General features: G+C 31.1%; 18 protein-coding genes. All 18 read right to left on the bottom strand.

All coding sequences use genetic code 11. From position 1 onward, the window contains the following. Positions 1–41: 41 nt before the first annotated feature. Positions 42–224, bottom strand: a complete 183-nt coding sequence (locus tag IC214_RS10435; RefSeq protein ID WP_227866635.1) for a hypothetical protein — start codon at positions 222–224, stop codon at positions 42–44. Continuing rightward, positions 224–523, bottom strand: a complete 300-nt coding sequence (locus tag IC214_RS10430) for a hypothetical protein (RefSeq protein ID WP_227866634.1) — start codon at positions 521–523, stop codon at positions 224–226. Before IC214_RS10430 ends, IC214_RS10435 begins: the two co-directional genes overlap by 1 nt. A 12-nt stretch (positions 524–535) precedes the next feature. Further along, positions 536–2,173: a glycine rich domain-containing protein gene (locus IC214_RS10425; protein ID WP_227866633.1), complete on the bottom strand. Its 1,638-nt coding sequence runs from the start codon at positions 2,171–2,173 to the stop codon at positions 536–538. A 17-nt stretch (positions 2,174–2,190) separates the two neighbouring features. Continuing rightward, complete coding sequence (locus tag IC214_RS10420; RefSeq protein ID WP_227866632.1) at positions 2,191–2,994, bottom strand: phage tail protein; 804 nt, start codon at positions 2,992–2,994, stop codon at positions 2,191–2,193. 11 nt (positions 2,995–3,005) lie between these two features. Then, complete coding sequence (locus tag IC214_RS10415; protein ID WP_227866631.1) at positions 3,006–3,623, bottom strand: YmfQ family protein; 618 nt, start codon at positions 3,621–3,623, stop codon at positions 3,006–3,008. Further along, positions 3,616–4,662 (bottom strand): baseplate J/gp47 family protein, encoded by a 1,047-nt coding sequence (locus tag IC214_RS10410; RefSeq protein ID WP_227866630.1) that lies wholly within the window; start codon positions 4,660–4,662, stop codon positions 3,616–3,618. Before IC214_RS10410 ends, IC214_RS10415 begins: the two co-directional genes overlap by 8 nt. Further along, a complete protein-coding gene (locus tag IC214_RS10405; RefSeq protein ID WP_227836546.1) occupies positions 4,663–5,082 on the bottom strand; it encodes a DUF2634 domain-containing protein in 420 nt (139 codons plus the stop codon). A gap of 4 nt (positions 5,083–5,086) precedes the next feature. Continuing rightward, positions 5,087–5,347, bottom strand: a complete 261-nt coding sequence (locus IC214_RS10400) for a DUF2577 domain-containing protein (protein ID WP_227836545.1) — start codon at positions 5,345–5,347, stop codon at positions 5,087–5,089. Positions 5,348–5,360: 13 nt separating this feature from the next. Beyond that, positions 5,361–7,334, bottom strand: a complete 1,974-nt coding sequence (locus tag IC214_RS10395; RefSeq protein WP_227866629.1) for an NlpC/P60 family protein — start codon at positions 7,332–7,334, stop codon at positions 5,361–5,363. Continuing rightward, the gene (locus tag IC214_RS10390) at positions 7,327–8,022 is read right to left on the bottom strand and encodes a LysM peptidoglycan-binding domain-containing protein (protein WP_227866628.1); all 696 of its coding nucleotides are present in this window, start codon (positions 8,020–8,022) and stop codon (positions 7,327–7,329) included. Before IC214_RS10390 ends, IC214_RS10395 begins: the two co-directional genes overlap by 8 nt. A gap of 17 nt (positions 8,023–8,039) precedes the next feature. Then, positions 8,040–10,394, bottom strand: a complete 2,355-nt coding sequence (locus IC214_RS10385; RefSeq protein WP_227866627.1) for a tape measure protein — start codon at positions 10,392–10,394, stop codon at positions 8,040–8,042. A gap of 69 nt (positions 10,395–10,463) precedes the next feature. Further along, positions 10,464–11,237: a DUF4428 domain-containing protein gene (locus IC214_RS10380; RefSeq protein WP_021383712.1), complete on the bottom strand. Its 774-nt coding sequence runs from the start codon at positions 11,235–11,237 to the stop codon at positions 10,464–10,466. Positions 11,238–11,496: 259 nt separating this feature from the next. After that, positions 11,497–11,937, bottom strand: coding sequence for a phage tail assembly chaperone (locus IC214_RS10375; RefSeq protein WP_227834914.1), 441 nt, complete (start codon positions 11,935–11,937; stop codon positions 11,497–11,499). 1 nt (position 11,938) lies between these two features. After that, positions 11,939–12,196, bottom strand: a complete 258-nt coding sequence (locus IC214_RS10370; protein ID WP_227834915.1) for a hypothetical protein — start codon at positions 12,194–12,196, stop codon at positions 11,939–11,941. A gap of 52 nt (positions 12,197–12,248) precedes the next feature. Beyond that, entirely contained in the window at positions 12,249–12,707 is a 459-nt protein-coding gene (locus IC214_RS10365; RefSeq protein WP_021401917.1) for a phage tail tube protein, read from the bottom strand. A gap of 36 nt (positions 12,708–12,743) precedes the next feature. Next, positions 12,744–14,054, bottom strand: a complete 1,311-nt coding sequence (locus tag IC214_RS10360; RefSeq protein WP_227866626.1) for a phage tail sheath family protein — start codon at positions 14,052–14,054, stop codon at positions 12,744–12,746. Then, complete coding sequence (locus IC214_RS10355; protein ID WP_255613162.1) at positions 14,055–14,237, bottom strand: hypothetical protein; 183 nt, start codon at positions 14,235–14,237, stop codon at positions 14,055–14,057. Further along, complete coding sequence (locus IC214_RS10350; protein ID WP_227866625.1) at positions 14,227–14,667, bottom strand: DUF6838 family protein; 441 nt, start codon at positions 14,665–14,667, stop codon at positions 14,227–14,229. Before IC214_RS10350 ends, IC214_RS10355 begins: the two co-directional genes overlap by 11 nt. Between the last annotated feature and the right edge of the window lie 99 nt (positions 14,668–14,766).

The raw sequence follows: 14,766 nt of genomic DNA, 5'->3' as shown, positions 1-14,766 counted from the left end.
TAAATGAATTTATATATTTTTAGAAATAAAAAAAGAACCTTCTATACTGTTGGTTCTACTCCTTCTACTATTTCACTTTCTATAATTATATAATCTTCTACTGCTTTTCTATACTGTGTGTTAGTAACATCATCCAATTCAAAAGGTCTGTTTTTTAAAGGATTTAATCCTTTGTTTAGTATTCTTTCTGCTAATATTCTTACTACAACATTATTTATATTCATTATAAAATTCCTCCTACTTTTTCATTTTCTGCAATTAGTAATTGATTTTCTAACTCTTGTATTCTCTTTTCTTCTTCTGTTAACTCTACTTTTATTTCTTCCAAAATTGGTTCTTTTGTTTCTACATTCATACCTATTAGCCTATTTCTAGTATAATCTATACTTCCATATAGCAACTCAATAGAATCTATTTTAGGGATATTAATATCTATACTATCACTTACTGTTTTTTCTCCATAAAACATTAATATATCCCCTGTATCATTATCATAAAAAACTATTCTTCCTATATTTTTCATATATTAAACCTCCTACAAACATTTAATAGCATAATAAAAATAATATTTATCATTTAAAGAATCTCCAGGCATAGCCGCAGAATTAAATCCAGTGTCCCTAATTTTAGTACCATAATAACTATTAATATCATTTTTTGAATAAGCATAAGAGTTTTCATAATCAGAGGAGATAATACTCCAACGACTATTAGAAGTGTTAAAACAAGCATATATTGAGGGAGTTAATATAACAAAAAGTCGACCTCGTGTAGTCCAACATTCATAAATGACAAAATCTGGTTTAAACCCACAATCAATCATCCAACTTTTAGTAATATCAGTACTATAGGCAAATTTATATTTAGAATTTAATCCACTTATTTGAGTATTTAACTGAGTTATAGTGTTATTTGCTTGTGTTAGTTGATTTATTAAATCCTGCTCACTAGCGTCTGAACTGTCAAAAGAAGTTTTTATTTTCTCTGATAACTCCACAAGTGTATTATTTAAACTTGCTTCTATATTCTTTAATGCTAAAGTATTTACAATACTTGTTTTACCACTTTTGAATGTATCTTTAATTTCTATCCATTTGCCTGTAACTTCCTCAGTTGTAGAACCACTTGGAAGAGGTGCAATTCCTTTACTTATACTTACAACTTTTTCAGCTGTAGCATTAGCACTGTCTGTAACAACTATTTTAAGTGTGTGTAGTGCATTATCTTCTAATGTATAGTTAATTGTTTTCTCTGTTGCTAAATCTGTTGTTATAGTTTCTTTTAATACATCATCTATAAAATATTCTATCTTAGTCAATAATGTAGGGTCTGTGTGGTCTGCTTTAAACTTAGCAGTAGTAGAATTATAAGATGATATAGTTAAAAAAGGTAATGCTTGGAGTAATGTTATCTTGGCATAACCATCTGCTTTAGTAGTATTACCACCAACAGTCATAACAACATCACTAAGATAATATTTAGATGCAGGCGTATATCCAGATGGTTTATAGCTATCCTTAGTTAGTGCATAGCCACTTCCTCCGCCTGCCATATAACTATTGCAGCCCGAACCTCCAAACCATCCACCGCCTCCACCATTACCCCAATTATAGCTTCCGCCCTTTCCGAATGAGCCATAATAATTTGGATTGCCATGTATGCCACCTTGATACTGTGTACCACCACTTGATAAAGAATCTTGATAGCCAATACCATCATCACCTTTTAAACCACCACCATGCCCAAGGATATAGTCACCATTCCCAGCGCCACCTCCACCACCTGCAACAATTATACGTGATAGTAAACCTTGTGGATTATCCCAATTACCATCAACAAGCCTTATATCTGTAGCTCCACCACCATATCTAGTGTAATAATATCCGCCAACACCAGCTAAATTAGATTTTCCACCACCATTAAACCCAGTCCTCAAAATAATACTAGCAGATGAATTTTTTTCATATCCAGATTGACCAACATAAACGTGAAAAGTAGTTTTTTCTTTTAAAGTAATTACACCTTTTGTATAGCCACCCTTTGCGCAAGTAGTCCAATCAGCTGCGTCAAACCTACCACCACAAGCACCCCAACATTCAAATTTGTATCGACCTTGTGGCAGTTGAACACTATCTGCTCTGCCAATATAACCAAAATTCCATACTGTTTGCATTTTCTCACTCTCCTCTCTTAAATAGGTAACATGTCATTTTGTATAGATATATTAACCTCATTAAAATTTTCTATCTTTCTAACAACTTCATCAATCGCCCCTTGCACAGTAGTAGCATTAAGATTGCTTGTCGCATTATTATAACTTGTTTTATCTGCTGTTGTTTCTATGCTATCTACACTAGTTTTTACCTCATTAATTGCACTAACTATATTTGTTTTATCTGTTGTAGTAAGTTGTGTTGTATCACCTATCTTAGTGTTAATCTCTGTCTTAGTAGTTTCTATGTTGCTTGTTAACTCTGTTTTAGTTGTATCTATTTTAGTGTTAACATTGTCTATTTTAGCATCTAAATCCTGTAAATCTTTTAATGTGGCAAATATAATTGTAGGGTCAATTTTAAGTTCTATATTATTTACATTAGATACAATAAGCACAGTTTTAACCTTCATATCAACAACTGCTCCTTGTTCTATAGAAGGTTTATAACATTCTTTATATTTAGAGATTGCAATTAGATTATTTTCATCATCTAAATATCCTATTTCTCTTATCATGAATCCACCAACATTACTTGGTATAAGACTCTCTAGTATTATACAATTTGGTGCAGTTTCATCTGTGGTTGTATTTCCGATGTTGCCTTCCCATACCACATTTTTAAGTTCTGTTTGACTTTCTGTTGGAGTATACTCACTTCCTCCACCATCTCCAAGTTGAATTTTTACAAACCCTACTTTGTTACCTGTAACACTTGCATTTGCTATCTTTGCCTTTCCTACATTTGTAATTATAGTGTAATAACTTTTATCTATAGCCAATATATCACCTCCTAAAATATTGTTACCTCTTGGTATCCAACTCCATTTCCTGTTAATATATCAATTTCTCCATACGTTTCTATGTTTGGTGGACTCCAAGGATATATTGTTATCTCTTGACCCATTAAAGTGGTTATTCCAAAATTCATATAATTATCTTTACTTATAAGTATTCTAGTGTAGTCAAAACTCATGTTGCAAGGTTTGATGCTGCTTACAAAAGAATGAACTTCCTCAAACCAATCTTGATTTCTTGCATCACTCTCTAAATGAATGTTATAAGTGGCATTATTTACATTTAATTCATAGTTTCCTTCTCCAACTATACTATTTAACCAGTTCCTAAGAAATTTCTCCGAATAAGGTAATTTACTTATATATTTACTAAAAATCCTAAATCTTCTATCTTCTAGGCTCTCATTTGATTTAGGAACTATAGACATTATTTTTTCCCATCTCTTTACTCCGCTTATGGTCAAATCCTCTAGAAATTGGTCATTTAATACATCATCTAATTTATCATGTAGTATCTTTATTTCTTTGTTATCTGCATTAAATGCTTTTATATATTCTTCTTTATCTTGCAGAATTTGTGGTAAGTAACTTATTAGATTTATCTCTTTATCCAACTACCTCACCTCTTACTACTATGCTATTACTATCTATTGTTAAATTAGATTTAGAATCATTTATCATTGTGTTTGCAATGTCTAATACTCCATCTATACTTAACAAACGAATTTCTATCTGAGATATACGAACTATTAAGTTTTCTTCATCTTCCCAACTCATGTTAAGTTCATTTAAATAGTCGTCAATAGCTTCCTCTGCTATAGTCTTTATATTCTCCCAAGTGTAGCCACTTTTATATGTTATCTCTGCTGATATGTTTATAGTCGTACTTGTCACACCCTCCACAATTACTCGGTGTCCAATCGGTGCTAATCCGAGACCTTCGCCTTTCATATTTGGGTCAATTTCTTCTTGGACTAAATTAACTAAGTCAGTACTTGGTACTTTGAAATTAGAATTAATTATTACTAACTTAACAGTTCCCCCACCGTTCCAAGTTGGATAAACCTTAACTCCTCCAACATCTTGTATCTTATTAACTTCATCCTTATAGTTCTGTATATTTCCACCAAATGACTGAGAATTTAAACTATCATAATATCTTTGTCTTAAACTGTCCTCAGATTCTTCATCTTCTCCATTTATCAATATTTCTGTCAATTCTGCTGTTTCTAATTTGTCTACATATTCAATTGGAATCAACTGACCAAGTTCAAAAATAGGTCCAGCAGTTTCGCATTTCATCTTATATATACCTTCGCTAATCCTTTCAGTTGCAATATAATTGTATTCTCCCAAGTTGAATCTTGAATCAAGAGGAATATCTATATTAAAGACTCCTTTTGCAATTGTATTAGTAGCTTCAAGTGGTGTAATTCCTCTTTCCTTACACCTTTTTTCTAAGTAATAATAACTAGCAGTATCTACAAATGTTTGGTCTAACATTTCATCCATTGCAATGTATGTTTCTGTAAGCTCCGCTGCAACAGGTGCAAGAGCATTATATATTATAGAACCCTCTCGTTTGTCAAACATGTCAGGTACACTATCTAACATTCTTTTAATTATATTTTCAAATGTCATTAATTCAAACAATTATACACTCACCACCTTCTCTGCTTTGATATTTCCATATTTGGTATGGACAATAAATTTACACTGGACCTTTCCTTTTTGATTTTCAAACTCAAAATTATCTACATTTTCAATCCTATCATCCAGTATTAATGCTTCTTTGATTCTTCTCTCTAACTCTGGTATTACAAAGGATATAGGTTCTCCAATAAGGTCGTTCAACTCGACCCCATAATTCCGAGAATAAATAAGGTGCTCATATCTTTCAGTATTTAAAGTTAAAAAGATGGTCTGTTTTAATGCTTCCACATCATCACAAATACCATCTACTTTATTTTTTTCTATATTTAATTTAAAGGTCTTACTTGGTTCTTCTCTTACATCAAAGTTTATAATTGATACATCTTCTATATCATAGTCAATAGCGTCTGTTGGTATCACTTCATCACATCCTATCTAAAATTAAATACTGTTGTCCTCCTTGCATTCTTATTAAAACCAATTTGTCTCCTATTTTTTTATCGGTATATCTTTTAAATGTATCTGTTTGTATTAAAAAAAATTCACCAATAGATAATTTCTGTTCTATCTTAACTTTTAGAGGACTAATACTTTCTATTGTCCCAAATACAACCCTAATCGGATTGCTTGTTTCTACTGCATCCATTGCTGCCTTTTTAATTACCTGCAATAATTCTTGACTCATATTATCACCTCACTTAAAAGAATCTTCTAGCTCTTGCAAAATCATGATTTTGTTTTTGTCTACCACTTAAACTACTTATTTTGACTACATCACCAGTCTTTGGCGAATGTATGAACTGGTCATTTCCTATACATAGTCCAACATGATGTACATTTCCTTTACCTTGATTATATGCAAAGAATACTAAATCCCCAGCTTTTACATCATTTATGTTGCACAATAGTTTTGCTCTACTATCTTTTGATTGGTCTGCTGAAACTCTAGGTAGATTTATTCCTGCACCTCTTTTAAATGCCCATACCATAAGACCACTACAGTCAAAACTTTTTGGACCATTGCCACCTCGAGCATATGATTTACCAAGTTGATTTTTTGCTTCTTGAATAACTTTATTTACTTTACTATTATTATTTGTAGATGTATTAGCATTGTTATTATTTTGAACTTTATAAGTTGTATCTTTTAAATTCTTTTCTGCTTCTTCATTACTTCCAACTCCTGTACCTGAATTATTAGGACTATAGGTACTTCCTGTTATTTGTTTATAGAACTTGCTTACCCCTGGTACCCAATCTTTATTAAGAGGGCTATCATAAAGAGGTGCATATTTGTCTCTAATACGTTCTAATGTTTTTCTTCCTGTATGAATATAGTTTCTTGATAAATTGCTAATACCTCTTTTTATCCCTTCATCTACAGAACTAAAAGACATACCTTTCATACCAAAGAAATTATTTTTATTTTTACAAAGTGAGGAACTACCATTACCAGTTTCATGTATAGAAATAGCAGCCATTAAAGCTGCATTTACTTTGTAAGCATTAGAATATTTAACAAATATATTTCCTGTATTTGATAATTTTCCTTTAAATACTTTATTCAATTTATTTATCATATCATTGTCTTCTTTGCTTGTAGTACTCTGTGCAGGACCATTTTTCTTTTCATCTTTATTATTTGTGTTTCCACTGCTATAACTTGATGAAGAATAAGAAGCGAATTCGTCTCCATCAACAAGAGTTAAATCCATAAAGTGACTGTTATTTTCAAATGTATGTTTTACTTTCTCAACTAACATATAATTTTGTAACTCAATATCTCCTAAATTCAAAAAAACAGGTACTAAACAACCTGCTCTTACTCTAATGTCTCCTAATACATTTTTTAAACTTAATGACTTAGTTTTCTTATTATATAATTTTAAAAGTATATCACATTTTTGTTTTATTTCTGCTTCACTCATGTTCTTGTCTACTGTATCAAACATTTGAAGTATTCCCCAGCTTCTCATATGTGTTGAGTCTTGAGCAATATAAACATCCCTTTTTCCTGTCTCTTCGTTGTCTCTTACTAGTTTTATTTTTGTATAAGTATCACTGTCTATACTTGAGTTATAGTCAAAATCTTCTATTACATCATTATTCATAACAGTATCTAATTTCATTGATGCAACATTTTTTAATGTTATCCTTCCAAAATCATCATACAAAACATACATTTCCTTTTTCTCTCTTAAAGTATCATCTAGTGCTGTTAGTATCATATCAAATAAAGTTTTATTTTCTTCTATTCTAGATATTTTATATTTTGTATCTTCTATGACATTGTATTTTAAATTAAAATCTTTAGCCAACATTTTTATAAGTTCACTTGCAGTTTTATTACTATATACATAAGTATCTTTATTTTTAAAATATCTTAACTGGTCATATGCAATAATTTTAATATGATTTTCCTTATCTCTTTTCTTTTGAAAAATATATCCATAGAAGATACCTATTCCTTTATAATACAGCCTTACAGAATTTCCTTCACAAAACTGTAGTATATCATCCATAACTATTGTAAATTCTAACTTGCTTGGTGTCCCTCTTCTTTCTATTTCCCATGTGATTCCATCTAAAACGGCAGGTACATAGAAATGTTCCCAGTGTGCAATAACTAACCTTACATCCCTATCATTTGCTAAAACTAAATCATCAGCCAAGTTTTAACACCTGCCCTTTGTAAATAGTATACTTAGATAGATTTTTCCCTTTATTTGCTTTATCCATCATAGATTTATTTAATTCATATACTTTCTTATATAGTGACCCATCTCCAAGTTGTTTTTGACAGATTGACCATAAACTATCACCTGCTTTGACGGTGCAAGTTTTACTATTTGGTGCATTAACAGAATCAACTCGTTTTGGCTCTATTTTTACATTAGGTCTACCAGTCTCATTAGTAGTTTTGGGTGTAGCAGGAACTAACTTTTTAGTTGAGTAATCTCTATATTGTTTTAATTTTATTGCGACTTTTGTGTCTGAACCATTATCTGCATCTTCTACTATGCTATATTCTTCTAATGATACTTTCATATTAGTGTTAAATAGTACTTTATTCCCAAGTTGTCTGGATACAATAAATTGGAATGGCTTACAATCTGTTTTTAATAGTTCTAATTTACTTAAAAAGAATTGAACATCTCTAAAAGTACCACGATAAAAAGGTAGTTTATTATGTGTAAATTCTGCTTCAAAACTTATTTCAGATAGCCCTTCTTTTTTTAATATATTTACTTCACCAGTATTTATTAGGTCTACAGTTTTATTTTTATTTGTTACTTTAATCTCAAGTTTGGGTGGTGCAATTGGTAATTGTACTCCATCTAAGTAAAAATCATAAGCCATTTATATATCCCCCCTTCCTAAACTATACCTTCTGCTGATACAACCATAGCGTCATTCAGTTTCTCAGTTAAGACATTAACTATTCCATCAACATCTGTATCACTATTTATGTTGTTTGTATTGTTCATGTCAATTTTAATATTTACTCCTGTGTACCTATTGATTACTTCCTGTTCTGCAATATCTCTAAGATATTTAAGGTCTTCTTGACTTTTATCCATTGTTTTTGCCATCTTTGCAGTATTTCCTGCAGTATCTTTTACGTTCTTTCCTAAATCTCCACTCCCAAATCCCCCAAGGTTGTTTAAAGGATTTTGTTTATTCCATAAATCGTCTAATCCTAATTTTTTCTTTGCATCTTCTAGCATCTTATTAATATCAAAAGTATCTTTTAATTTATTAGATATAGCATTTTGCCACTTAGTTCCTAGAGCATTTCCCTTTTGAAATTCCGCTCCAATATCTTTGTATCCCATTCTATCCAGTTTTATTTTTTCTGGTGCATCTCCTACCCATTTATTTAAATCTGCAATTTGTTTTTTAATTGTGCTATTATCTGCCTTGACTGGTGTAAATGTTGCTTCTCCAACTTTTCCAATATCTACTCCAGGTATTTTATTTAACAAGTCAACAAGCTTATTCACACCTCGTATTGCGATATTTGCCCCATCAACAAAAGCTTTCCCAAGTGCATTCCCTGCTGAATTTACAGAATCATTTAGAGATGCCATTTTTTCTATTATAAAGATTACACCTTTTGCAATAGCTTGTTTCATAAAAAACACACACTGATTCCAACCATTCGCAATTCCTTCATTTACGGCTATGCAACCATTGAGAAGCCCAATCATAACATTTTGTATTGTTGCTACTGCTGCAAATACTGCACCTACAATTACCCCTAGTACAGTCAAAGAAGTACCTGCAAATTTATTTATTGCTGCTACCGCCATAAAGACAACAGCAATAATTGCTATAAATCCAAGAACTATCCATGTTAAAGGGCAAGCATATAATGCTGCATTTAAACCATATTGTGCTGCTATTTGTCTCCAAGTTGCACCAGCTGCCAATTCAAACATAATAACGGTTTGAGTCATTTGAAAATTAAACCACGCTTCAGATAAAGCAGCTATCTTTTTTGATACTGCCAAGGCTAGAGTAGCAATTGTATATACACCAATAGCAGTAACTATTCCATAGACAATAGGAGCGATAATTGACCAATTTTGTGCAAACACATTAGCAACATTTAGTGCCGCATTAGTAACCCATCCCAATCCATTGATAATTAATATAGTTCCTAATGTAATTCCTCTAACAAAGTCTGAAAAGAAATCGCTATTTAAAATATTTTTTATAATATTCAGTGTATCATAAATGTTTGAAGATATCGCAATCATAACATTTCGCATAGATACAACAATCTCACTAAACCTAACACTTTGCAAAGCTCCACTTATCTTCCCAAGAGTTTGCCCAAAAATCATGTAGGCGTCATTTTTCATCATAGTAAGCGCTTGACTAAAAGTGATTGGCATACTTGCAAATTTCTTCTCTATCTCATCAGAAGCTTTAAATAGTGCATTTCTTATAACATCTGCTGTTATTGCTCCACTACTTGACAATTCCTTTAATTGGTCTTTAGTTTTCCCCATTGCATCAGCTATCTTAGTAGCTAGCAATGGTGCATTTTCCATTATAGAACGAAATTCATCACCTTGAAGTTTCCCTGCACCCATAGCTTGAGTAAGCTGATACATAGCCGCGCTAGCTTCGTTTGCTGATGTTCCTCCAATTACAAAAGCTTTATTCATAAGTTCTGTAAACTTTATCACCTCTGCCGAACTTCCAAAAGCATCTCCTGCTAATATTCCAAGTTTAGCGACTTGTGCTGCCGTATCTGCATAACTAGCTCTAGCACTTTGAGCAGACAAATAAATCATTTTATTAAGTTGTTCTGTTGTCTGTAACCCATCGTTCATTAAAGCCAATCTTGCTTTTGTACTTGCAATTGTATCTGCTGCTTTTGTAATACTTTCTATTCCTTTTATTCCAATGTATATCCCAGCCAAACTTTTTAGTTTAGAAACTAATACAGAACCTGCTTCACTTCCTTGCTTTATCTTATTATTAAAGTTTTCCTGTTCATTTGTATTCCCTTTAATTTTTTGTTCTATTCTTGCAAGAATACTTTCTATATTATTCAAACTTTGTTGAGATGCTTGTATGCTACCCGCATTAAGTGGGTTGTGTAATCTTTGTTGCAACCTTTCTAAGCTATTAATTGTTGTATTAATAGATGTAGTCATGTTGCGAAATGCAGGTGTCATTCCATCGAAAATCTTTATTGAAGTTTGTATCGTTGCCATTTTCTCACTCTCCTTTCTTTTTTGGGAATAATAAAAGCACTTACTTATTTTTAAGTAAGTGCTTATGTATTATAAATTCAAGAGTTCTTTTTTCTTAGCATCAAATTCATCTTGTGTAATAGCTTCCATATCCAGGAGGTTCTTATATTTTAATATTTCATCTGCTACAGATGGAATATTGCTATTTTGCGTATCACTAACTTCATTATCTTTCACAATTATTGCAAGAATAGATAATATCTCTTGAGCAGAAGAATATGCCATTTTATAGATTGAAGAATTACTCTTAGTTCTAAATTGGATTAAATTTATATAAATATTAGGGTTATTCAAATCATTTAAAGTTATTTTTATTTTAAGATTATCTATAAGTGCCTTTGTTGTCCTTTTAGCTGTTACTCCGCCAACAACAGCACCTACCCCACCAAACAACGCACCTCCTGCTAAAGCTCTCCCTATACCACCTTTAGTCACAGTCTCGCCATTTTCTAAAAGTTCATATTCAATAATATCACTATAATTATAAACATTTAAATTCATTTTCTCTCTATCAAAACCATTTAAAACAACAAACCTTTTACTATCATCATCAAATTCTATAAATTTGGATATTTTTTTTGTTGCCTTAAAATTTTCAGAATCTTTTTTGCTAATTGTTTTCAATTCAATGGCTTTCTCAACCTCAGCCTTGGTTGGCATTTCACAAAAATTATTATTTCCTGGAATAAAAGCAGCAACTGCATATTTTTTAAAACAGTCTTTACATAACCATCCATCAGCAATTTTTTGTTTCCCTTTTTCTCCACATATACAGCAGTTTTCTTTCCCACCAAATAATCCCATAACATTACCCCCATATGATTTTATAAGATTATTATACTATACCAGTAATTTTTTTACATTAGATATTATCTCCTTCTACTTCTTCTAGCTTCTTTAGCATTCTTTTTTTCTTCTTTTATTTCTTCTTCTACTTTAATATCTATAGAAGCAGCAACAAATGCTCTCTCGTAGTCTGGCAAATCCGTATATTCATGTGGTTTCCATTTGAATTTATGAAGGCAATAATGAGCTGCACTAGCATCATAATCGCCTTCTTCAATTAGTTTTTTGCTTCTTCTACTTTATCCTCAAAAGTCCTATCAAAACCATTTACCTCTCCTACTTCACTTGAAAGGTCTGTATATTCGCCAGGAGTTAACATTGTTGTTAACAGTTCCTCTGCTCCCATTACACCATAGCTATTTTGAAGTTCTGCATCATGTAAATCTGGAAATACTACAGTTTCTACACACAATTTCAAAGTATAAGTATTAAAATCTGTTTCACTAGTGTATTGCCCTGTTGCTTTTCCTTTTTTCCCTATAACAGGAACTCTTATGGCTGAATTTTTTCTCAACTGTCTATCTCTATCTGAATCTATTGCTTTTAATTCCCACTCTATTGGTTTCCCTTCACCATCTATAAACCTTTCACTTGCCACATACTTTCTATTCTCTACTTTTATTGCATTTTGACTTAAAAAAGCATTTAAATCTCCCATATTATTCTACCTCCATAATTAAGTATTTTGTTTCTTTTTCTATTGTTATAAGCTTATCTTCATCTAATTTAATCTTCAATGTCAAAGGTGCTAATGATGAACCTTCAATTGTATCGCTTGCTAGTTTATCTGAAATATCTATAAGAAATTTTCCTGCTTTCTTATACACCTCACTTACACGTTCCTCCAAAGGTATCTTTTCATTGTAATTAAAAGAAATTGAATCTTTCATCTCATATTTATTTTTAATTTTAATCATCTCCTATTCTTATAAATAAAAAATACACATCTATAAATTATAAATGTGTATCTTATTCCATACCATTTGCTATATTGAATTTCTCAACTATTCTCCAATTCTCAAAAGTAAAATCTACATCCTCATCCAAATACTCACCATCAGCATCAAATTTAGCAATTATTCCACTATCAAGGTTGCAATCTTCAAGTATTATAGTTTGGCGACCTACTGAGCTTGTTGGGTCTTCGTTAGTAATTTGCATATCAAAGTAAATGTCCTCACCAGTCTCTTTGTATTCATATAACAACTCTCTAAATATAGAAGTATTATAATAAAATGTTGCACTCCCTGAAAATTTACTTCCTGTACTTTTATTTCCTTTTGTAATGCTACCTAGTATTGGCATCTCACTTTTATTTTTTTCCATTTTTGCTTCTAAATTAATAGCTTGCATAAAATTATATCTTTTACCTTTTATTGTTACAAAACATTCAGCTTTAGAACCACTTATTGCATCTCTAACATTCATAGTAATATTTTTAGACACCTACATCACTCTCCTTTCTTAACTAACTGAAACAGTCATATAAAGCTTACTCATAGCATTAATAACTTTTACAGCATCACTTACTACAACAGTTTTCTTGTCGTTTCCAGGTTCTATAGAAACATCATCAGCTTTAAAATCTTCTATTGCTCTTATATTCTGTAGTTGTTCATGATGTTTAACAACATCATTCCAAAACGAGATACGACCAGCCTTGTCATTTGGTACTTTACCTAAATACTTTGTATTAAATAAAATCGCTATATCATTAGCAATTTGGTCAAGTACTCTAACACTTTGGTTACTTGAAAAATCGTCATTCTTATCATCTGTAAATGATACAAAAGTATTTATATCCTCTAATACATGGACTTCATCTCCAACTTTATGGAATATAAATTTACCACTCTTTAGCGATTCCTCAAGTTGTATTTGAGTATAATTAACATCAATATCAAACTCACCATTATATTGCTTGTTAGTATTAGATTTATTTATATCGCATCCAGCTATAGCTCCAGTAGCCCAGTAAATTAAGCTAGATTCTAATAATACAGTATCTTTAATCTTATTTTCTACAGATACTACACCTTCGTAATCTGCATCATTCTTTTTATATAATACAGTTTGAAACTTAGCTCCTACCTTATCTCTCATCCTTTTAGTAAACTCTACAAATAGACTCTTAATCTCTGATGTTGTAGCTAAACATCCTAAAGCATTAAAACTATAGCTTTCTATCTTATCAAGAAAAGTTTGATATTCTGCTCCTGTGACTGCTTCTCCATTAGTTCCATTAGTAAAAGTTAAACCTGCTGTAGCTTCTAGTGTTGCATCCTTCTTCCAACTAAGATAATCATTGTCTTGTAAGTCTGTAATAACTTTAGCTATTTGTGTATCTACTTTCTTATTATCTAAAAGTGTTACAACATCAAATTTAGCATTGTCATCAACATTAGTTGTAACTATTACTTTTAAGTCATTACCTCTTATTCCACTATACTTCGCTATAGCAATACTACAACTAGCTTTAATACCTTTATTTAATTTATAAAAGTATCCTAATCTTATATTTTTAAATAAGTCTCTGAGTCCTTTTAACTTTTCGTGAGTGTAATCATATCCAAAATACTTCACTGAATATTTCTCAAAATCATCACTTGTGACTTGAAATACTTCTTCATCAATACCCCAGTCTAATTCAAGTGGCATTGCTACAATCCCTCTATCACTAAGAGAGCTAGTTGCTCTCTTAGCTGAGATAAAATTTATATAAGCACCAGGTAGTACCTTATTTTGTGTTATAAATGTTCCTCCACCTAAAGCCATCTAACTCACTCCTTTCATGAAATTATTTATCATATCCTCTACTTCTGAAAAAGAATATAACTCATTTTCTTTTAAAATTGCATTTAATAAATCTTTTCTATTTACATACTTCTTAGAATTGACTATCTGCTCCTTAGTAAACTTGTAGTCATTAGATTTTTTATCTAAATTATTAGTTTTCAATACTATCACCTCTCTTTAGCCCACCAAATAACTCTACTGCGTCCATCTTGTCTGTATCATTACTCTTTATAGTAAAGTAGTTATAATCAACAAAGAAATGAAGTACATTATCTATAATTTCAAAGTTCATATTTGTACCTCTAACTAAGCTTCCTTCAATCTCTATATACTCCAGTTCCTCCAGTAACATCTCAGCTATCTCATTTATTTCAAATGATTTATCATTACTTTTTGGAAAATAGTGTACATCAAAAGAGTTCTTTTTTAATGTCCTACCACTTGGATATGGCACTTTACTTGGGTTTAGAGGAACAATAAAAAAACAAGGTTCATTTATACCTTGCTCCACATTTTCACTATAAATTGTAAATTTTTCTCCAAAGGTGCCATCTAATTTCACTGATATTCCATCTATAATATTATTAAGCATCAAATACTCCTTTAAGTAATATTAATAACTTTTTCTCTATAATCTTATCAACTTGACTTTGTAGTTCCATTTCTGAAATAGTTAAGAAATGTTGTCCTT

This window comes from Clostridioides sp. ES-S-0190-01 (genome assembly GCF_020658275.1).
Lineage (GTDB): Bacteria > Bacillota > Clostridia > Peptostreptococcales > Peptostreptococcaceae > Clostridioides.
This window is presented reverse-complemented; position numbering and strand designations above follow the sequence as displayed.

Coding starts and splice junctions, on each gene's coding strand:
- IC214_RS10435 (WP_227866635.1), bottom strand. CDS start 224: ATGAATATAAATAATGTTGTAGTAAGAATATTAGCAGAAAGAATACTA.
- IC214_RS10430 (WP_227866634.1), bottom strand. CDS start 523: ATGAAAAATATAGGAAGAATAGTTTTTTATGATAATGATACAGGGGAT.
- IC214_RS10425 (WP_227866633.1), bottom strand. CDS start 2,173: ATGCAAACAGTATGGAATTTTGGTTATATTGGCAGAGCAGATAGTGTT.
- IC214_RS10400 (WP_227836545.1), bottom strand. CDS start 5,347: ATGAGTCAAGAATTATTGCAGGTAATTAAAAAGGCAGCAATGGATGCA.
- IC214_RS10390 (WP_227866628.1), bottom strand. CDS start 8,022: ATGGCTTATGATTTTTACTTAGATGGAGTACAATTACCAATTGCACCA.
- IC214_RS10385 (WP_227866627.1), bottom strand. CDS start 10,394: ATGGCAACGATACAAACTTCAATAAAGATTTTCGATGGAATGACACCT.
- IC214_RS10380 (WP_021383712.1), bottom strand. CDS start 11,237: ATGGGATTATTTGGTGGGAAAGAAAACTGCTGTATATGTGGAGAAAAA.
- IC214_RS10375 (WP_227834914.1), bottom strand. CDS start 11,937: ATGGGAGATTTAAATGCTTTTTTAAGTCAAAATGCAATAAAAGTAGAG.
- IC214_RS10370 (WP_227834915.1), bottom strand. CDS start 12,196: ATGATTAAAATTAAAAATAAATATGAGATGAAAGATTCAATTTCTTTT.
- IC214_RS10365 (WP_021401917.1), bottom strand. CDS start 12,707: ATGAATGTTAGAGATGCAATAAGTGGTTCTAAAGCTGAATGTTTTGTA.
- IC214_RS10360 (WP_227866626.1), bottom strand. CDS start 14,054: ATGGCTTTAGGTGGAGGAACATTTATAACACAAAATAAGGTACTACCT.
- IC214_RS10350 (WP_227866625.1), bottom strand. CDS start 14,667: ATGCTTAATAATATTATAGATGGAATATCAGTGAAATTAGATGGCACC.